At 67.3% G+C, this 19,268-nt stretch carries 13 protein-coding genes; 3 read left to right on the forward strand and 10 right to left on the reverse strand.

What is annotated here, in order from left to right:
- From rtcA to aceB, 6 genes are all read right to left on the reverse strand, one after another.
- Positions 1-1,161: an RNA 3'-terminal phosphate cyclase gene (gene rtcA / locus DV707_RS13980; protein WP_103993158.1), complete on the reverse strand. Its 1,161-nt coding sequence runs from the start codon at positions 1,159-1,161 to the stop codon at positions 1-3.
- Positions 1,158-1,604 (reverse strand): universal stress protein, encoded by a 447-nt coding sequence (locus DV707_RS13985; protein WP_103993157.1) that lies wholly within the window; start codon positions 1,602-1,604, stop codon positions 1,158-1,160. Before DV707_RS13985 ends, rtcA begins: the two co-directional genes overlap by 4 nt.
- Positions 1,605-2,008: 404 nt before the next feature.
- Positions 2,009-3,556, reverse strand: a complete 1,548-nt coding sequence (locus DV707_RS13990) for a class I adenylate-forming enzyme family protein (protein WP_103993156.1) — start codon at positions 3,554-3,556, stop codon at positions 2,009-2,011.
- Position 3,557: 1 nt separating this feature from the next.
- Positions 3,558-4,652 (reverse strand): amidohydrolase family protein, encoded by a 1,095-nt coding sequence (locus DV707_RS13995; protein ID WP_160113979.1) that lies wholly within the window; start codon positions 4,650-4,652, stop codon positions 3,558-3,560.
- A gap of 268 nt (positions 4,653-4,920) precedes the next feature.
- Positions 4,921-6,513: a GMC family oxidoreductase gene (locus DV707_RS14000; RefSeq protein WP_103993154.1), complete on the reverse strand. Its 1,593-nt coding sequence runs from the start codon at positions 6,511-6,513 to the stop codon at positions 4,921-4,923.
- 173 nt (positions 6,514-6,686) lie between these two features.
- Positions 6,687-7,994 (reverse strand): malate synthase AceB, encoded by a 1,308-nt coding sequence (gene aceB / locus DV707_RS14005; protein ID WP_103993153.1) that lies wholly within the window; start codon positions 7,992-7,994, stop codon positions 6,687-6,689.
- Positions 7,995-8,306: 312 nt separating this feature from the next.
- On the opposite strand from aceB, the gene DV707_RS14010 reads away from it, so the two are divergent.
- The gene (locus DV707_RS14010; protein ID WP_103993152.1) at positions 8,307-9,071 is read left to right on the forward strand and encodes an IclR family transcriptional regulator; all 765 of its coding nucleotides are present in this window, start codon (positions 8,307-8,309) and stop codon (positions 9,069-9,071) included.
- A gap of 378 nt (positions 9,072-9,449) precedes the next feature.
- Here DV707_RS14010 and DV707_RS14015 read toward each other — a convergent pair whose 3' ends face one another.
- Positions 9,450-12,443: an FAD-binding and (Fe-S)-binding domain-containing protein gene (locus tag DV707_RS14015; protein ID WP_103993151.1), complete on the reverse strand. Its 2,994-nt coding sequence runs from the start codon at positions 12,441-12,443 to the stop codon at positions 9,450-9,452.
- Positions 12,444-12,584: 141 nt separating this feature from the next.
- A complete protein-coding gene (locus tag DV707_RS14020) occupies positions 12,585-13,493 on the reverse strand; it encodes an EamA family transporter (protein WP_103993150.1) in 909 nt (302 codons plus the stop codon).
- Between the two features lie 117 nt (positions 13,494-13,610).
- Between DV707_RS14020 and DV707_RS14025 the strand changes: the two genes are divergently transcribed.
- Entirely contained in the window at positions 13,611-14,753 is a 1,143-nt protein-coding gene (locus tag DV707_RS14025) for a pyridoxal-phosphate-dependent aminotransferase family protein (protein WP_103993149.1), read from the forward strand.
- Between the two features lie 189 nt (positions 14,754-14,942).
- Here the strand turns inward: DV707_RS14025 and DV707_RS14030 are convergent, their stop codons facing one another.
- Both DV707_RS14030 and DV707_RS14035 read right to left on the reverse strand, forming a co-directional pair.
- Positions 14,943-16,667 (reverse strand): thiamine pyrophosphate-requiring protein, encoded by a 1,725-nt coding sequence (locus tag DV707_RS14030; protein ID WP_103993148.1) that lies wholly within the window; start codon positions 16,665-16,667, stop codon positions 14,943-14,945.
- 107 nt (positions 16,668-16,774) lie between these two features.
- On the reverse strand, positions 16,775-17,746 hold the full coding sequence (locus tag DV707_RS14035) for a malate dehydrogenase (protein ID WP_103993147.1): 972 nt from the start codon (positions 17,744-17,746) through the stop codon (positions 16,775-16,777).
- A 425-nt stretch (positions 17,747-18,171) separates the two neighbouring features.
- On the opposite strand from DV707_RS14035, the gene DV707_RS14040 reads away from it, so the two are divergent.
- Positions 18,172-19,266 (forward strand): amidohydrolase family protein, encoded by a 1,095-nt coding sequence (locus tag DV707_RS14040; RefSeq protein ID WP_160113978.1) that lies wholly within the window; start codon positions 18,172-18,174, stop codon positions 19,264-19,266.
- The last annotated feature ends 2 nt before the right edge of the window (positions 19,267-19,268 follow it).

The raw sequence follows: 19,268 nt of genomic DNA on the forward strand, positions 1-19,268 counted from the left end.
TCAGGACGACGGCGTCGGTGCCGACAGCGTCGCTTCCGACCCCTCCGTTCTTCTCTCGATCGACACGTCGTAGCCGAAGGCTCGAACGAGTTCGACGTTCGTACGGACGTGGTCGGTGACCCGGGGGATCCGCACGGTCCCGCCGCCGAGCGCGAGCCACACGACGAGCTGGTCGCCGAGGTGAGCGTCGACCGGCGCGTCCGCCTCGTGCCACCGCTCCAGCGAGTCGACGGCGTCGGCCGCGACGTCCTCGGAGGGGACGCCCCGCTCGCCGTAGGCGGAGAAGCCGGGACGGGGACGCGGCGGCGTGTCGTCCCCCGATCGAGCCGACGCCGTCTCCTCGTCGGCTGCGGGCCCCGCGACGATAGTGACGACCGCGCCGGGCGAGTCGGCCTCGACGTACGCCGTCGTCGCGGACGCGTCGGCGTCGATCCCTCGGTCTCGCAGTTCCTCGACCGCCGTCTCGGCGATCCGGTCTGCGACCTCGGCGTCTTCGAGCGCCTCGGCGGCGACGGCGTGGACGGTGCTTCGAGGCGGTTCGACCGATTCTCGGGAGAGTTCGACCGGCGAGAGCGTCGACGGCCGGATCTCGACGGCGAGTTCGCCGCCGCCGGCGGGGTAGAACCCGCGCCGCTCCACGTCGACCGTCGCGTCGAGGCCGCAGGCTCCGAGCATCGGGAGCTTGACGTATCGGAGGTAATCCGCCGGCGGCGACCACTTCACGTCGGTCCCGCCGACGAGTCGGGCGCTGACAGGGGCGTCCAACCGAACGGCGAGCGGAAGCAGCGTGTCGGCGACGAGCGTGACGCTGCCGGCGGTCCCGACGTCGACCGCGAGGTCCGTCAGATCGGGTGCGGTGTCGTCGGAGGCGTCGAGCGGGACGTCGTCGAACGCCTCGGGCAGGGCGTCGTCGAACGTGTCGCCGGGGTCGAATTCGAGCGTCTCCGATCCGACCTCCGCACCGGAGACGTCGGCGTCGACGAGGGCCGCGAGGAGGTCGACGCAGGCGAGGTGCTGCCGCTTCAGTCCGGGGTTCGGCCGGTCCCCGCGGACGTTCTCCATCCGGAACGGCCGGGCGTCGAGCGCCGAGAGCGTGAGCGCCGTTCGGACGAGTTGTCCCCCGCCGTCCGTGCCGTCGAGTTCGAGCGTCCGGTCGGTCACTTGACGACCGTCACGGGCACGGTCGCGTGCCCGACGAGTCCCTTCGCGACGCTGCCGACCATCCCCTCGACACGACCGGAGAGCCCCCGGTGGCCGACGACGATTCCGTCGACGCCCTCGTCCTCGGCGTAGTCGGCGACGGTGTCGACGGGGTCGCCGTAGAGGAGCGTCGTCTCGACCGCGACGCCCGCTTCTTCGGCCCGGTCGCGGACATCTTCGAGGACCTCCTCGCCGCGCTCCTCGGCGACCTCGATGTCCTCGGTGTAGATCCGCTGTCCGACCTCGGCGTTCGTCGGTGCCTCTTCACCGCCCTCGACGAGGACGCGCGGTTCGACGGCGTACGCGACGACGAGAGACCCACCGGCACGCGTCGCGAGGTCGAGCGCGTACTCGAGTGCCTCGGTGCTCGATTCCGAACCGTCGACGGCGACAAGGTACTTCATCTCCCCTCGGAGTACGTACGGAAGTCGCTTAGTTGTTTGTTCGACTCCTGCGAGTTGAATTGACTGGAAACAAATAGTATCTGAAAGCACTAATAATTCTGTGATGATAATTTTGTATATGTATTTGCTCGTTATTCCCGGTTTACTCATCGAATAATATACTCGTTTATATGAAATTAGACCTTATAAGCCGCTATTAGCGCCTCAAATTCGGGATTTTGATCTCAAGCCGTACTGGACAGGAACGACAGTACAAATAGTAAATATTTTATTTATTTTTTTTCTTAGATAATTTATATTATATTATATTTATGTAGTGTATTGATCAAAAACGCTGCCCCAGTGTCGCGCCGGACGGTCGGGAGTCGCTTGCGGGCGGGTCGCGAGGGAAGGGGCGACCCGGTCTATCGATCGAGTCCCAGTCTGTGTTTCGTCCCCTGCCGGTCGAGTTTCCCGCTCGGCGTCCGATCGATCGCCGTCACGAAGTGATACGCGCGGGGGCGCTCGTGGTCGGCGACGCTCTCGCTGTCCTGCATCCAGGCGTCGAGGATGTCTTCGGTCAGGTCGCCGCTCCCCTCGACGATGGCCGTGACTTTCTGGCCGTACTCCTCGTCGTCGACGCCGACGACGGCCGCGTTCGTGACCTCGGGGTGTCGCTCCAGTTCCTCTTCGATGGGCGCGGGAGTGATCTTCACGCCCCGCGATTTGATCTGGAAGTCGATGCGGCCCTCGATGTAGAGAAAGCCCTCCTCGTCGAGGTAACCCTTGTCGCCGGAGCGCCACCAGCCCTCCTCGAACGCGGCCTCGCCGCGCTCGTCCTCCCACATCCACGCGGGCGCCTGGTAGCTCTTGACGACGATCTCGCCGCTCTCGTTCGGGTCGAGCGTGTCGTCGACCGTCCCGTCCGGATCGACGATTCGCACTTCGGTCCCCGACTGGGGCTTGCCGACGCTCTCGATTCGCTCCTCGGTCAGTTCGTTGTTGTAGAGGACCGTCGAGTGGATCTCCGTCGAGCCGTACGACTGCGTGATGTTCTCACAGATCCGCTCGCGGAGGTCGTTCAGCGTCGTCGGGCTCAGTTTCTCGCCGGTGGAGTTGATCGATCGGAGCGACGCCAGATCGTAGTCCTCGGGACCGCTCTCGAGGATCTCGTTCCACATCGTCGGGACGAGCACGGCCCGCGTGATGTCTCGCTCGTCGACGATCTCCAGCCACCGTTCGGGGTCCCACTCGGGCATATAGTAGGTGCTCTCACACCCGAGCAGCGACCGGGTGAGAAAGCTCGTCCAGATGAGAAAGGAGGGTCGATTGACGACCAGCTGTTTGTCCGAGCGGGTGAAGCCCGAGCGCGTGCCGAGTTCCATCCCCTTGAGGAACATCGTCCGGTTCGTGTGACACCAGCCCTTGGGGTGGCCCGTGCTGCCGGAGGTCCACGCGATCGTCACGACATCGTCCTCCTCGACGAGCACGTCCGGGGCGACCGGTTCCGCGTCGGCGAGTCGCGGCGAGAGCGCCGTCTCGTACGCCTGTTTCGGTTCTCCGGTACTGAACACGGCCGTGAGCCGCTCCAATTGCTCGCTCCCGACCATCGCCGCGAACGACTCGGAGAGCTCGCTGTCGACGACGGCGATCTTCGGTTTCGTCTTGTCGAGACACTGTCGGAACGAGTCGGGCGCGATGCGGTTGTGGAGGTTCGTCGTCACGGCACCGGCCTTCAGCGCCCCGTTGAACAGGATCGCGTGCTCGACCGAGGGCTTCGAGAGGAACGCGATCCGATCGCCCTTGCTCACGTACTCGCCGAAGACGTTCGCCGCCTCGCGACTGCGCTCTTCGAACTCGGCCCAGGTGACCGACTCGTCGGCGTCCTCGAACGCGATCGAGTCGCCGCTCTTGGCCGCGTTGTGCGCCGAGAGGTCCTTCAGCGCCGGGAGTTGGTTGTGAATCCGGTTCATCTCACTGCTCGATGAACTCGGGGAAGAGACGCTTGTGCGGCGGCTCGATGTCGTAGAGATCACAGAAGTTCCCGCCGAGGATCTTGTTCAGTTCGTCCTGCGGGACGTCGTGGTCCATCGCGTACTTGTTGAGCATCCGCAGGGAGGTTCCCCAGTAGTCCGGCTGGTGAGCGGGAACGCCGTCGCTGCTGAACTGCTCCCACCGGATCGACGGGAAGTCCATCGGGCTCTCGGAGTTGTTCGACTTCGCGATCATCGACGCGCCCCAGTCGGTCCCCCAGAGCAGTTGATCGGGGCCGATGTCGGGGTCGTTCATCGGCCGGTTGAGGATGTCGTCCCACCACAGGCCCACTTCGAGGTAGACGTTGTCGTGCTGCTGGGCGACCATACACGCGCGCTCGACGTTGTACCGCCAGTGGCCCTGGATCCCGCCGTGTTCGAAGACGAGGTCGACGTCGGGGTACTCCGCGAGGATGTCGGTCGCGTTGAGCGGGTCGCGCCAGTCCGGGAGCTTGTCCTGCTCTCTGAGCCCGCCCGCCTGATACCCGGAGGCCGCGCCGGGGTGCCAGCGGATCGGCACGTCGTGCTTGGCCGCGACGTCGAAGAACGGCCGGATCCGCTCCTTGCGCTCGCGCCACGTCAGCCGTTCTTCGAGCGTCGGGTCCGAGGGCATGAACTCGCCGATGCCGACCATCCCGTCCCAGGAGAGCACCTCGTCGAGTTCCGCGGCCGCCCGCTCTGCGGTCCACTCCTCCTCGCCACGCATCGCCGCCTTCTTCGTCTGTACGGGGTACGCGCAGGCGACGAACTTCTCGGGGTGCTCGTCGATGATCTGCTTGTTGATCTCGTTCGTCATCCCGAAGGCGGGGAGGAGGAGACACATGTCGACCCCGTAGGAATCCATGTCGTAGACGAGCCGATCGGAGTTGTCGTAGACGATGACGGCGTCGTCGTCGTCCGCCTCGTCGGCCGGCGTCGCCGTGTGCATCAGTTCGCCGAGCCTGGAGTACTCGGCGTCCTCGTCGCTCTGGCTGAACCTGACCGCGTGTCGCTGTCCGTGGACGTGGGTGTCGACGACGAATCGTCCTAATTTCATAGCGCCTGGGTGGAGTGATCGAACGATAATAATCGTTCCGTTGGGACCGGTGTATCGTTCCGTTTCGGTCCGTTCTGTTCCGGTCCGTTCCGTTTCAGTCCGGGGCGTTTCGGTCCGTTTCGTCGGGGCGGAGATCATCTCCCGTCGGCCCGGTGGTGATACCGGAAAGGGTCCGCCCGGTCAGATAGAGAAGTCGGATCGGACGCCTTCGGCCGGACGAGAAAGCCGGACCGGACCGCTCGGGACCGAGCACCGTCCGCGGGTCCTGCTACTCGTCTTCGGTGATCAGGTCCGCCGCCTTCTCCGCGATCGCGAGCGTCGCCGCGTTCGTGTTCCCGCCGACGATCCGCGGCATCACCGAGGCGTCGACGACGCGGAGCCCCGAGACGCCGTGAACCCGGAGCCGTTCGTCCACGACGGCCGTCTCGCCGTCGCCCATCTTGCACGTCCCGACGGGGTGATAGATCGTCTGTGCGTGCTCGCGGACCTGCTCGGCGATCGCCTCGTCGCTCTCGACGTCGCCCCCGGGCCACACCTCCTCGCCGCGGTACTCGTCGAACGGTTCCGCCCGCGCGACCTCCCGGGCGCGTCGGACGCCCTCGACCATCGTGTCCACGTCCTCGCGCTCGGTGAGATACCGCGGGTCGATCGCCGGGTCGTCGAAGGGGTCGTCGGAGGTCAGTTCGATCCGCCCGCGGCTCTCCGGGCGGACCTGCGTCGCCGCGATGTAGAAACCCTGCCCCTCGTCGGGGTTCTCGAACCCGTGCCGCATGAAGTACCCCGGCCCGAAGTGGAACTGGATGTCCGGTCGGTCGAGCGTCGGGTCCGAGCGGACGAACCCGCCGGCCTCGCCGCCGTTGGAGGACAGGCGCCCGGAGCCCTGGACGTGGTACTCGACGACGTCGTCGAGCGTCCCCGTGTCGTCGCGGGTGGTCGTCCCCGTACAGGAGTAGTTGACGGCGACGAGGAGGTGGTCCTGCAGGTTGCGACCCACCCCCGGAAGGTCGACCGCGACGTCGACGCCGTGGGACCGGAGGTGGTCGGCGGGGCCGATCCCCGACAGCAGCAGCAACTGCGGCGTGTTGATCGCGCCCGCCGACAGGATCACCTCCTCCTCGGCACGGACGGTCTGTCGACCGGTACCGTCGTCGTACTCCACGCCGACGACGCGGTCGCCGTCGAACAGGAGCTCTGTGACCTGCGCGCCGGTCCGCGCCGTCAGGTTCGACCGCTCTAAGAGCGCCGGCTTGAGGTACGCGTCGGCGGCGCTGTGGCGCTCGCCGTCCTTCTGCGTCACCTGATACAGCCCCACGCCGGCCTGCTCGCCCCCGTTGAAGTCGTAGTTCCGGGAGTACCCGGCCGCGATTCCGGCGTCGACGAACACCTGCGAGAGGTGGTACGGCGACTCCAGTTCGGTGACGTTCAGCGGGCCGCCGACGCCGTGGTACGCCGTTCTGCGTGCCCGGCAGTTCTCGCTGCGCTTGAAGTACGGGAGCAGTTCCTCGTAGCTCCAGCCGTCGTTGCCCATCTCGGCCCACTCGTCGAAGTCGCCGGGGTGGCCGCGGATATGAATCATCGCGTTGATCGAACTCGACCCGCCGAGGGTCTTCCCGCGCGGCCAGTAGAGTTCGCGGTCGTGCATCTCCGCCTGCGGCTCGGTGTAGTACTCCCAGTCGACGGAACTCTTGAACAGGTTGCCGACCTCCGCGGGGACGTGGATCGAGCGGTCGTGGTCGGGTTCGCCGGCCTCCAAGACGAGGACGCTCCGATCGGAGTCCGCGGATAATCGGGTCGAAACGGCACAGCCTGCGGTTCCAGCGCCCACGACGACGTAGTCGTACGAGTCCGGTTGTCCGGGCATAGCTCAGAGTACTGCCGGACGGTAATCAATCTACGCCCGGGAGGTGATCACTCTACGTCCGGGCGGTAAGCATCCGCACGGCGGCGTAAACAGGGGCGCATCGACCGACGACTGCGACCGGTCAGCGGCGCGCCGAGGAACGCGGCCGCCCTGTCGGGGGCGTCCCCCCGAGGTCAGTTCCCGACTGTGGTCGCCCGTTCGACGACGTCCGCGCCGTACGTCTCTTCGAGGTCTTCGTGCTGGTCGGGACGGTGTTCGTAGACGTCCTGAAACAGCGTGATCGGGGTCTGGGCGGCCTGATACGTCGCCTCGTCCCACATCCGATCCTTGCTGACGTCGACGCTGACGCCGTCGATCACGAGCGTCGTCGCCTGCGTCATCGCGATGGCGCCGCGGCCGGCCTCCTTGGCCGCCTCGAACTCCTCCATCGAGTCGACGATGTCGTCCAGGCTCGGGACGTAGGCGGTCATATCCAGCAGTCTCTCCTCCAGTTCGTCCTCGTCGAGGACGCGCTCGTCGCCGCCGACGCGGAGGGCGTACTCGCCGTCGCCGACCACGTCGAGGCCCACCTCGTCGCCGTCGTAGACCTGCTCGTCGCCGTCGGCGTCGAGGGCGACTTCCTCCCCGCCGACCTCCAGCAGCCACCGGCCGCTCTCGGGGGGGAGCGGCGCCTTGTTCGCCTCGACGACCTGGCCGGGCGTCAGCGACCAGATTCCGGTCATCCCCTTCGCGCGGTTGTCCTCCATCCGCTCGCGGTAGCCCGCGACGTCGCGGATGTCGTCGTAGGGGCCGTCGACCGCGATCAGCCCCGCGGCGCTGGCCCCGCGGGAGGTGTTGTGCCGGAGTTCGGGCCACGGCGGCAGCTCACCCGTCGGCGTCATCGCGCGCATGTCCTTGGTGTAGTCGACCTCGCCGTCGACGAGCAGGAACAGCCGTTCGAGGTTGTTCGAGGGCTTGCCCATCTCCGTGCGGAGGTCGCCCATCGCCAGTTCGGCCTCGCCGGACTCGACGATCACGGACATCGAGAGGCTTCCCACCGCGAGTCCGCACTCCTCTTCGACGATGGTGAAGAACTCGTCGGCCTTCTTCCAGTCGTCGACGTCGCCGACCTCGGGAATGACGAACCCGTCGATATGCTCGATCGCGCCCGTATCGGAGCGCGCGACCCGCAACATCTGTTGGAACCCCTGGTAGCGGGTCGCCGGATCCTCGCGGTGCCAGACGACGCGCGGGTGGATCTCGCCCGGGAAGTCCGCGCCGTGCTCGGCGACGACCTCGATGATGTTCTCGATCCCCTCCTCGCGCATCGACGGCGCGGTGGCGTCCTCGTTGTCCGGCACCCAGACGTCCGGGGCCTGCATCCCCCGCAACTGCGCCGCGCTCCGGAGCATCTTCGCGGAGTCGTCTTCGCCCTGCACGGCCGTCGGCGACGTGAAGAACGTCCGCACGAACTCGCGGGCGTAGTGTCGATCTGTACTCATAGTTACGTTTTCAGACCTCCGTCGGGGCGGTATTAAAATTACCGCGGAAGGCCCCGTTCTCGCGGGTGAGCACGGCGAGCGAGCGGAGCGAACGCGGCAGTCACTGGCGGTTCGGGCGTCCGTGGCGTTCTGCAATGTGAAACAGACTGTACGCCGGTTATGCCGACCAAACGGAGAGAGACAGGGAAGATACCACACTTCGTCGGCGACGGCGCGATCAACGTCGGGTCAGACTCCGGTACCGAATCAGAATCCGGCATAGCGTTATCCGATACTAAACGTTGATGTGGGTCCGGCCCCGAGAGGGAACCGATGACCGCCCCCGCGAACCACCCGATCAAATCCCTGGAGAAGACGGTCGAGATCATCGACCTCCTCAAACGGCGTCGGTCGGCGCACCTCGGGGAGGTGGCCGAGGAACTGGACCTGAACAAGAGCACCGTCCACAACCACCTGAGTACGCTCCGAGAACACGAGTACGTGGTGAAAGACGGCGAGGAGTACCGGCTGAGTCTGCAGTTCCTCCACATCGGCGGCGTGCTCCGGAACGAGATCGACCTCTACGAGGCGGCGAAGCCCAAACTCGATCGGCTCGCCGAGGATACCGGAGCGCTCGTGACGCTGGCGACGCACGAGCGGGGCCTGGGTACCGTGCTCTACCGCGCGAAAGGAGCGGACGCCGTCGAGATCGACACGCACGTCGGCAGTCAGCTCACGCTGCACAACTCGGCGCTCGGGAAAGCGATACTCGGACACCTCCCACGGTCCCGCGTCGAGGAGATCGTCGACGAACGGGGGCTGCCGGCGGCGACGGAGAGCACGATCACCGACGAAGCGGAACTGTACGACGAACTCGACGAGGTCCGAGAGCGCGGGTGGGCGTTCGACGACGAGGAGAACTGGCGCGGACTGCGCTGTGTGGGTGCACCCATACTCACCGACGAGGGCGTCGTGAAGGGCGCAATCAGCATCTCCGTCCCGAAGAGTCAGCTCGCGACGGACGGAGACCGACAGGGGTACGTCGACGAGATCAAGAGCACGGCGAACCTGATCGAACTCCGCCTGGCGTACGCCTGATACTGATTACGCTCGTCTCTCACCGCCGAGCGCCACCACCGTTGCCGGCGCTCGGCGGGAAAAGCGAGAGTAATCAGTATGAGGGCGAACGCGTATCGGTGTACACGGCCCCGTGGCCACCATTACGGGGAAGGGGTGACGGTACTCTCGCGGCCGGGACGGATCGCGTTACGACTCTCTCGGACGAACAATAATCCAATAACATACGTACGTCTGTGATATTTCTGGAGATTCGCCGCCAATGTCCGATATGAGCGGAAGTATCTCGCCTACGGGTCCGCTCTATCGGTCCGGCCCCGGACGGCGTTCGTCTCGGACACGCCACTCGACGACGCCGTTCGGTGCCCGGCGTTTGACAATATGGAATCGGGAGCGGCGCTAGCGGGGCGCGTCGCCGAGTGCGTGGTCGAGCAGTTCGATCGGGTGCGGGGGGTTCTCCGAGACGAGCGCACTGTCGCCGATCTGGCTCCGACAGGAGCCGCCGGGCGCGACCACCCGCGTGGCCTCGCTCGCCCGGATCTTCTCGAACAGGAGTTCGCCGATCGACTTCGAGACGTCGTAGTGTTCGGCCTCGTAGCCGAAGGAGCCCGCCATCCCGCAGCAGCCGGAATCGAGCGGGTCGACGTCGTACCCCACCCGGCGCAGGACGCCGACGGCGTGGTGGTCTTTCCCCGCCGCGTGCTGGTGGCAGTGGCCGTGGTAGGCGATCGACTCACCGAGGGCGTCCTCCGAGACCGGCAGCGACTCGACGAGTCGGTGAACGTCGAGGTACTCGCAGACGCCGTAGGCGTGGTTGGCGACCCGTTCGGCCGCCTCCGTGGCCAGCAGATCCGTGTACTCGTCTTGGAAGACCACGGCGTCGCTGGGTTCGACGGCGACGACCTCCCAGCCGTCGTCGAGGTATTCGGTGAAGGCGTCGACGTTCGTCCGCGCGCGGTCGGCCGCGCGGTCGAGGAGACCGACCGAGTACGCCGCCCGCCCGCTGGGAGCGAGGTCCGTCGGGATGTGCACGTGGACGCCCGCGGCCTCGAGGACCCGGACCGCGGCCTTCCCGGGCTCGGGGTAGCTGTAGTTCGTGTACGTGTCCGGGAACAGGAGGACCTTCCGGTCGGCCTCCGCCGCCGAGACGGCCGGTTCGCGCCGCCGGAACCACTCGACGAGCGACTCCTCGGCGAACGGCGGGAGCGACCGCTCGGGGGCGATCCCGAAGACCTTCTCCATCACGACGTCCGAACCGGGAACCTCCATCGCCCAGTTCGAGAGCGGCGCGAGCCGCGAGCCCCACTTCGACGCCGCGTCGATGTTGCCGAAGAGCTTCGAGCGCAGGCTCGACCCCTCCGCCTCGTGGTACTGGTGTTTGAGTTCGGACTTGAGCTTCGCCATATCGACGCCGGTCGGACAGTCCGACTTACAGCCCTTGCAGCCGACACAGAGGTCCAGGACGTCTTCCTGGAAGTCCGCGGACCGCAGCCGCTCTTCGGGGATCTCGCCGCTTATCGCGGCCCGGAGCATGTTCGCGCGTCCCCGCGTCGTCGCCAGTTCGTCGTCGGTCGCCCGGTACGTCGGACACATCACGTCGGCGTCCTGCTGGCGACACGTCCCGCAGCCGTTGCAGAGTTCGACGAGGTGGGAGAAGCCGCCCTCCTCGGAGAAGTCGAGTTTCGTCTGTGGTTCGATCGAGGCGTACGATGCACCGTAGCGCAGGTGCTCGCGCATGTCCGTCGGGTCGTCCTCGCGGTAGACGACCTTCCCCGGGTTCATCCGCCAGTCGGGATCGAACGCCGTCTTGAGGTCCTGAAAGGCCGTCCAGAGGTCCTCGCCGTACATCTTCGGGTTGAACTCCGTCCGCGCGAGGCCGTCGCCGTGCTCCCCGGAGAACGCACCGTGGTGTTCGACGACGATGTCGGTGACGTCGTCGGCGATCGAGCGCATCTTTTCGATTCCGTCCTCCTCCTTCAGCGAGAGGATCGGCCGGATGTGGAGCGTGCCGCTGCCGGCGTGGGCGAAGTACGCCGCGGAGGTCCCGTGGTCGTCGAGGATGTCCATGAACTTCTGCGTGTACTCGGCGAGCTCTTCGGGCGGGACGGTCGCGTCCTCGATGAACGGGTACGGTTTCGGGTCCCCTTCGAGGCTCATCAGGAGCGGAATCGCCGCCTTCCGGAGCTTCCAGAGGTCCGCCTGCGACTCCTGGGTGTAGGCCTCGATGGCGTCGAAGGCGTCCCCGGCGTCGACGAACCGCTCGTTGACCTCGGCGACGGCCGCCTCGAAGTCGTCGACGAGTTCGGAGTCGAACTCGATCATCAGCGCCGCGGCCGTCCCCTCCGGAATCGGCTCCTCGTAGCGGGCGTACTGCTCGGACTCCCTGGCGAGTCGGAACACCTCCGCGTCCATCAGTTCGACCGCGCTCACCTCGTGTTCGAGCGCCCTGGGCACGGCTTCGAGCGCGTCGATCAGGTCCTCGAAGCAGTACAGCGCCAGCGCCGTCTCTTCGGGCTTCGTAACGAGCGACAGTTCGGCCTCGACGACGACGCCGAGGGTCGACTCCGCCCCGACGAACAGCTTCGAGAGGTTGATGACGTCGTCGCCGGCGTCGTTCTCGTAGATCGCCTTGTTCAGGTTGTACCCCGAGACGTTGCGCTTCAGGTCGGGGTAGCGAGCGTCGATCTCCTCGGCGTTCTCCTCGACGAGCCGTCGAACGGTGCGGTGCAGTTCCGCCTCGCGGGAGTCTCTCGCCATCAGTTCCTCCCACTCCGGACCGTCGAGGACGATCTCTCTCGTTTCGATCAGGCTGCCGTCCGCGAGCACCACTTTCAGGCGCTCGGTGTAGGCGTCCGTGATGCCGTATCTGACCGAGTGCGCGCCCGTGGAGTTGTTGCCGATCCCGCCGCCGACGGTCGCCCGGTTCGAGGAGGCCGGATCGGGCGCGAACTTCAGCCCGTCTTCGGCCAGCCGCGCGTCGAGGTGGTCCTGAACGACGCCGGGCTGGACGGCCGCCCGCTTCTCCTCCGGGCGGATTTCGAGAATGTCGTCCATGTGCGTCGAGACGTCGAGGACGAGACAGCCCGGGCCGACCGCCTGCCCGCCCAGCGAGGAGCCGGTCCCCCGGGCGATGACCGGCACGTCGTGGTCGGCGGCGACGGCGACCGCTGCCCTGACGTCCCCGACGCCTTTCGGCTCGACGACGCCGGCGGGGCGGGCCTGGTAGATGCTGCCGTCGGTGGCGTAGAGGATCTGGGCGTACTCGTCGAACCGCACCGCGCCGTCGACCTCCGTCCGGAGGTCAGCGGCCAACGCCGCGTACTCCGCCGCCTCGTCCCTCGGCGACGCGGGGGAGACTGCTCCCTCCGCTTCCGGGACGGTCTTTTGTGACATACGTGGGGCGTTGCCGATGAAGCGATGTAAATCTGCGGGATGGGGCGACCGGCGCGTCGGCGCGAGCGGACGGTCGATCACGGGTGCCGACGGCGTGAGATCCCAACGGGTCCGACAGCGAGAGGTCCGCGGCGTCGCGGGTCACCCGAAGGCGGTGATGAGCAACACGCCCGCGACGACGACCCCGGCGGCGGTGAAGAGCCCCCACGTGACGCGCTCCAGCCGTTCGGTCATAATCAACGCCGCGAGGACGACGACGAACAGCGTGTTCGTCACGACGATCGGACTCACGACGTTGACCGGTGCGATCGAGAGCGCGACGTAGTACCCGAGCAGAAACGCCGTGTTCAGGAGGCCGGCCAGCACGAACCACCGCGCGTTCGTCCCGCGGAGCACTGATCGGCCGGGGAGGTCGTCGTCCCACCGGAGGTACAGGCCGAACCCGAGGGTCGCGGCGACCGACTTCACGGCGAGGCCGACGAGCGGCGGCGTTCCCTCGGCGAAGCCGACGTTCGCGAAGATCGGTTCCCAGCCGACGGCGACCGCGGCGCCGAACGGGACCAGGAGACCGACGAGCAGTTCGCGCCGCGAGAGGCCCTCGGGGTTGTGGTTGCTCGTCAGCCACGCGATGACGGCGACGCCGACGACGACGAGGACGATCCCGACGCCGTGGACGATAGAGAGCGTCTCGCCGAGGAAGACGACGCCGAGGACGGTCGAGATGAGCGCCCACGAGGCGACGATCGGGGCTGTCCGACTGGCGCCGATCTTTTCGATACTGACGAAGTTCAACGCCCGACCGATCAGCGTCCCGAGGATGCCGGCGACGGCGAACGAGACGAACGAGACTCCCGTCAGACCGTAGTTCGGATAGTATCTGACGGCCGCGACCGGGAGCAGGACGGCGACGTTGACGACAGAGACCACGAAGATGGCGTCCTTGGTCGTGCCGCTGTCGGTACCGCGCCTGACGCACAGGTTCGAGGAGGCCGAGGACAGGGCGGCGCCGGCGGCTAGCCCGACCGCGAGTAGATGTGACGCCTCGACCATTGCCGTACACGTCCCCGCCGGGTATAAATACTCTTTCGCAACGCCGTGACGGATGCGCCGGTACGCGCCGAGCGGACATATATTGTTTTATTAGCCCCCTGCTCCGAATGCTCCCCTATGCAGCAACCACCGGATACCGATCCACTCAATCCGCCGCAACGGACGCTCATGGGCCCCGGGCCGAGCGAGGTCCACCCGCGCGTCCTCCGAATCATGAGCGCGCCGCTCATCGGCCACCTCGACTCGGCGTTCATCGAGATCATGGACGAGGTCCAGGAACTCCTCCGGTACACGTTCCAGACGGACAACCGCTGGACGATCCCGGTGAGCGGAACCGGGTCCGCGTCGATGGAGACCGCGTTCGGGAACCTCGTCGAACCGGGCGACACCGTGCTCGTGCCGACGAACGGCTACTTCGGCGACCGGATGGAGTCGATGGCGGAGCGCGCGGGCGGCGAGGTCGTCCACGTCGACGCGCCGTGGGGCGAGCCGCTCGACCCCGACGACGTGGCCGCGGCGTTCGACGAACACGACCCCGACGTGTTCGGGTTCGTCCACGCAGAGACGAGCACGGGCGTCCTCCAGCCGCAGGTGCCGGAGCTCACGAGCATCGCCCACGAGCACGACGCGTACGTGATCGCCGACTGCGTGACCTCGCTGGGCGGCGTGGAACTCCGCGTCGACGAGTGGGGGATCGACGTCGCCTACTCGGGCGGCCAGAAGTGCCTCTCCTGCCCGCCGGGCGCGAGCCCGCTCACGCTCAACGACCGGGCGATGGAGAAGGTACTGAGCCGCGACACCGACGTCCGCTCGTGGTACCTCGACCTCTCGCTGCTGGAGGGCTACTGGGGCGAGGAGCGCTCGTATCACCACACGGCCCCGATCACGAACGTCTACGCGCTGCGCGAGGCGCTCCAGTTGGTCGCCGAAGAGGGGCTGGAAGCGCGCTGGGAGCGCCACCGGGAGATGGCCACCGAACTCAAGGAGGGGCTCGAAGAGATGGGGTTGGAGATGAACCCCGACGACGAGTTCTGGCTCCCGTCTCTGAACGCGGTTCGCGTCCCCGACGGGGTCGACGACGGGAAACTCCTCGCGGAACTGCAGGAGGAACACGACCTGGAGATCGCGAGCGGTCTGGGCGATCTCGAGGGCGAGATCCTCCGGATCGGCTGTATGGGCTACTCAGCGCGGACGCCGAACATCCAGTTCGTCCTCTCCGCGCTCGAAGAGGCGCTGGCGAACCAGGGCTACGAAGCGTAGCGCGTCAGCGGTGCGGAGTTCCTAACGAAGCGTAACGCGTCAGCGGCGCGGAACGCACTCGCGAAACGAGGCGACGAAACGAAGTTCGATACTGAGTACGCTCACTTTGTGCCGCCGAGCACCACTTCCCTTGCCGGCGCTCGGCGGTGGGAGACGAGAGTAACCATCACGAGACGGCGGCGGCCGCGACTACTCCTGTTCGACCCGCACGTCCAACACGGACGGGGTGCCGCTCTCGACCGCGTCGAGGCCCGCCCGGAGCGCGGGTCCGAGGGAGTCGACCGAGTCGACGACGGCCGTGTGCGCGTCGACCACGTGCGCGGCGTGAGAGAGGTCGAGGGTCGGCTCGAATCGGCTCTCGGGGACGCCCGCCGCCGCGGCGCTCGCGTCGGGGTGTTGATCGAGCGTCGAGGTCCGGACGGCGTTCCACCGCGAGTTGTTGTACACCACCGTCAGCGACGGCGCGTCGTGGGCGGCCGCCATCCACGCCGACGCCGTGGGGTTGCCGAAGACGTAGGAACCGTCGCCGACCAGCGAGATCACGGTGTGGTCCGGTGTGGCCAGTTTGACCCCCGTCGCCGCGCCGGGCGCCCAGCCGAGCCCGGAGCCGTACGGCGAGCGGTAGCTCCCCGGCCGTTCGAGGTCCAGGTGCTCCAGGACGGTGCGCTTGTTCGTCGTCGTCTCGTTGAGGACGACGGTCGACTCGTCGACGACGTCGTCGATCGCGTCCGTCAGCACCTCGGGCGTCAGCAGCCCGTCGCGGTACTGCGCCTCCAGCGACTCGGCACGCGCTCGGAGCCGCGCTTCGTGTTCGCCGCGCCAGGGCTCTCGACCGGGCTCTGCGGCCCGCGATTCGAGCCGGTCGGCGACGGCGGCGAGGGTCGCGCCGGGGTCGGCCCGGACGGCGAGGTCGGTCTCGAAGTCCCAGAGGGGGTACTGCGGCTTCTCCGGGTCGACGTCGAGGTGCACGATCGGCACGTCGTCGTCGACCGGCCGCGACGACGGCGGTTCCCAGGGGACGTCGGCGTCGGCGAGGACGACGAGGTCCGCCCGCGCCATCGCCGCCTTCGGATCGAAACCGACGTGGAGGTCGTGCGTCCGCGGGAAGTTCAGCGCCGTCGGACGTTGTTCGACGACGCCCGCGCCCGCGGCTTCGGCGAAGCGTCGGAGCCGTTCGACCGATTGCTCTCCCTGATTCGCCCCGAGCTTGCTGGTCACGACGAGCGGGGCGTCCGCCTCGCGGACCGTCGACGCGAGCCGATCGACCGACTCGGCGTCCGCGCCGACTGGCCGAGCGTCCGTGAGGGAGTGGGAACCGGGCGTCGAGTCGACGGTCGTTTCGAGGGCCTCGCGGGTCGCCGTGAGGTAGCTCGGCCCCCGCCGCGGCGTCGACGCGAGTTCCAGGCCCCGGGCGACGAACTCGTCGGGGTCGGCGGGCGGGCGGTACTCGCCCGTCCACCGGCAGTACTGTTCGACGACCGCGTCCTGGTCGTAGACGTCCTGAATGTACTGGATGCCGCTGGAGCGCGCGCCCGGTTCGTCGCCGTGGGTGATCGGGGCCAGTCCGGCGAAGATGAACACCGGGACGTCTCCGCGGTGGGCGTTGTGGACCATCGCCCCGAGGTTCTGCGTGCCGACGTCGACGTGGACGAACACCGCCTGCGGCCGGCCGGTCACCGCCGCGTAGCCGTCCGCCGCGCTCAGCGCCCCCGACTCGTGGGGACAGGTCACGAACTCCGGAATCGAATCGGGATCGTCTTCCCGAATTCGCGCCGCCGCCTCCAGGAGCGGCGTGTGATCGGTCCCGAAGTTGCCGAAGACGTACTCGACGCCGTACTCGCGCAGCGACCGAAGTATCACGTCGGCCGCGGTCGATTCGCTCTCGCCCGTGCTCTCCGCTCCGGGATCGTCCATCTCGTCGGGACTGTTCAGGGCGACAGTATATATCGATTCGCTCTGGCCGGGCAGAGTCGGCGGTGGACCGGTCCGTGCTCCGAACCGGGTCCGTGCTCCGAACCGGGTCAATCCTCGAACCGGCGGACGTCCTCGCGGACGGCGTCGTACGCCTCGCGGAGACGCGCCGACTCCCACTCGTCGAGGTCCCACTCGATCGTCCGATCGATTCCGCCCTCGGCCAGGGTCACGGGAACGCTCAGACACGCGTCGGTGAACCCGTACTCGCCGTCGAGCGGCACGGAGAGACAGAGCGGGTCGGTGGCCCCCGGCGAGGAGAGCCCTCGGAGCACCCGGAGCAATCCCGCACCCGACACCCAGCGCGAGGAGTCCGCGATCCCGCGCTTTTCGGCGATCTCGAACGGGATCTCCAGAACTTCGTCGACGATCTCGTCGCGTTCCGCCGGGGTGAACGGGACCGCCTCCCCCGCGACCGTCGCCCGGGAGAACACCGGGACCACGCGCTCGCCGTGTTCGCCCATCGTCGGGCACGAGACGCGCGTCGGGTGGACACCGTGGCGCCGGGCGATGGCGTCGGCGACGCGGGCGGTCTCGGCGAGGGAGAACCCCATCACCTTCGATCGGGGCCAGCCGAGCCGGCTCCAGAGCCGGTAGACGATGCGGTCGACGGGGTTGGTCACGACGACGGTCGGCACCGGATCGATCGCGTCGAGGGAGTCCGCGATGCCGTCGATGAGCGGGAGGTTGGCGTCCAGTTCCCGAGTTCGCGCGCCGCGCGAGCCCCGCTGAGTGTCGTCCGCGCTCGGCGGAACCCGAGCGGTGACGACGACGGCGTCGAGGTCGTACTCGCCGATATCCTCCGTGGGGGCGTACGTCACCTCGCCGGGGGCGGCTTCCGCCGCCGAGCGCGGCCCGCCGGCCAGGTGGTAGCTCGCGTGCCGCAGATCAGTCGCGTGGCCCCACGCGGCGTCCAGCGCCGCCTCGAACAGCGTAACGGAGTTGTGCGGGTCGTCACAGACGAGGCCGTAGGCCAGCGTCGATCCGATCGTGCTCGCGCCGCCGATGATACCGACGTGCATACCCGCACCGACGCCTCTCGACGGTATATTTTTATAGGATGTTTCGGCGGACGGGGCCGGCGGCGACTCGTCGAGACGAGACGGCGGCGGTTCCGACCCCTCGGACGAAACGAGACCCTCGTCGAATCGATCGGACGAAACGCATCGATCCCGACTCCACCGGCCGAAACGGCGTCACGCCGGGACCGGCCGGACGAAACGACCGCCGTCGTCACAGAATCGGTGGGCGAAACGAGCGGCCCCGTCTCGAAACCGCCCGGGGTGAAACAGCCGTTTCTCGTGGGCGCCAGGGTGAAACGGACGCCGTCGTCCCGAGTCCGCAGGCGTCCGAACTTGCCCGGCAGCGGAGCCGAGAGACCCTATCGCACGGCACCGACCGACAAGGTAATATACGAATGTGTTCAACCCGAGGAGTACCTATGCGAATGGGAAGATTCGTTATCGATACCCACGTTCACGGCCAGCGGGTCGCCGTGAACTTCGAGAACAGAGAGGAGAAACCGGACTACGCCACGCTCAGTAAACTGATGTGGCAGGCCGAGGACGCCGACCAGGCGGACGACGACGCCGAGATCGTCACCTACCGCAACACGGACCGGCTCCTGTACGATATGGACCTCTACGGCGTCGACATGGTCTGTCTCCAGCCCGGGTTCGGGTTCAGCGACCGGCTCCACGGGAAGATGGTCGAGGAGCACCCCGACAAGTTCGTCGCGTTCGCGCACCCCTACGAGACGAACCGGAAGGCGGTCGCCGGCGAGGAGGAGTGGGACATCGACCGCGCCTGCGAGGAGATGGACGAGCGACTCAGCCAGGACGGCTTCGTCGGCATCGGCGAGATGCTGCCGTTCGACCCGACGATCACCGAGCGCGCCGAGCGGATCCCGTGGGAGGAGCGCCACGATCAACTGCGGAAGATCTACGACGTGGCCGCGAAACACGACGTGCCGGTGCGCTGGCACCCCGGTTCGGTGAACGGCGGCTACGAGCGCGACCCCGGAACGCTCCTGCCGGATCGCCGCGACATCAAGTACGCGATCGACCTGCACCTGGAGTACCCGGAAGTGCCGATCATCATCGACCACGGCGGCGTCCAGGGCAACTGGCGGAAGAACGTCGAGGAGTCCTGCAACGTCGCGGCGACGTACGACAACGTCTACATCGAGATCGGCAACTACTGGTCGGACCTGATCAAGCGGCCGATGAACGACCCGAACATCGGCCCCGAGCAGCTGATCTGGGGGACCGACTGGGGCGCGTCGTGGATCGCGACGAACAACCCGGCGAACCGGTCGACCGGCGAGTACGACTACCCGCCGCAGCGGTGGACGCAGATCAAGAGCCGCGGCCTGCAGGCCCACCAGGCCGACGCGTGGGGCACCTCGATGCGGCAGATCGACAAGTACGCCCGCGAGGTCGACCTCCCCGCGGACGACCTCAACCTCATTATGGGCGGGAACGTCTGCCGGCTGCTCGACATCGACCCGCCGCACAAGCGACTCTTCCCCGAGTACATCTGACG

It is taken from the genome of Halobellus limi, assembly GCF_004799685.1.
Lineage (GTDB): Archaea > Halobacteriota > Halobacteria > Halobacteriales > Haloferacaceae > Haloquadratum > Haloquadratum limi.

Excerpts from the sequence above, each read along its gene's own strand:
- DV707_RS13985 (WP_103993157.1), bottom strand. The coding sequence starts at position 1,604 with ATGAAGTACCTTGTCGCCGTCGACGGTTCGGAATCGAGCACCGAGGCA.
- DV707_RS13990 (WP_103993156.1), bottom strand. The coding sequence starts at position 3,556 with ATGAACCGGATTCACAACCAACTCCCGGCGCTGAAGGACCTCTCGGCG.
- DV707_RS13995 (WP_160113979.1), bottom strand. The coding sequence starts at position 4,652 with ATGAAATTAGGACGATTCGTCGTCGACACCCACGTCCACGGACAGCGA.
- DV707_RS14000 (WP_103993154.1), bottom strand. The coding sequence starts at position 6,513 with ATGCCCGGACAACCGGACTCGTACGACTACGTCGTCGTGGGCGCTGGA.
- aceB (WP_103993153.1), bottom strand. The coding sequence starts at position 7,994 with ATGAGTACAGATCGACACTACGCCCGCGAGTTCGTGCGGACGTTCTTC.
- DV707_RS14010 (WP_103993152.1), top strand. The coding sequence starts at position 8,307 with ATGACCGCCCCCGCGAACCACCCGATCAAATCCCTGGAGAAGACGGTC.
- DV707_RS14015 (WP_103993151.1), bottom strand. The coding sequence starts at position 12,443 with ATGTCACAAAAGACCGTCCCGGAAGCGGAGGGAGCAGTCTCCCCCGCG.
- DV707_RS14020 (WP_103993150.1), bottom strand. The coding sequence starts at position 13,493 with ATGGTCGAGGCGTCACATCTACTCGCGGTCGGGCTAGCCGCCGGCGCC.
- DV707_RS14025 (WP_103993149.1), top strand. The coding sequence starts at position 13,611 with ATGCAGCAACCACCGGATACCGATCCACTCAATCCGCCGCAACGGACG.
- DV707_RS14030 (WP_103993148.1), bottom strand. The coding sequence starts at position 16,667 with ATGGACGATCCCGGAGCGGAGAGCACGGGCGAGAGCGAATCGACCGCG.
- DV707_RS14035 (WP_103993147.1), bottom strand. The coding sequence starts at position 17,746 with ATGCACGTCGGTATCATCGGCGGCGCGAGCACGATCGGATCGACGCTG.
- DV707_RS14040 (WP_160113978.1), top strand. The coding sequence starts at position 18,172 with ATGGGAAGATTCGTTATCGATACCCACGTTCACGGCCAGCGGGTCGCC.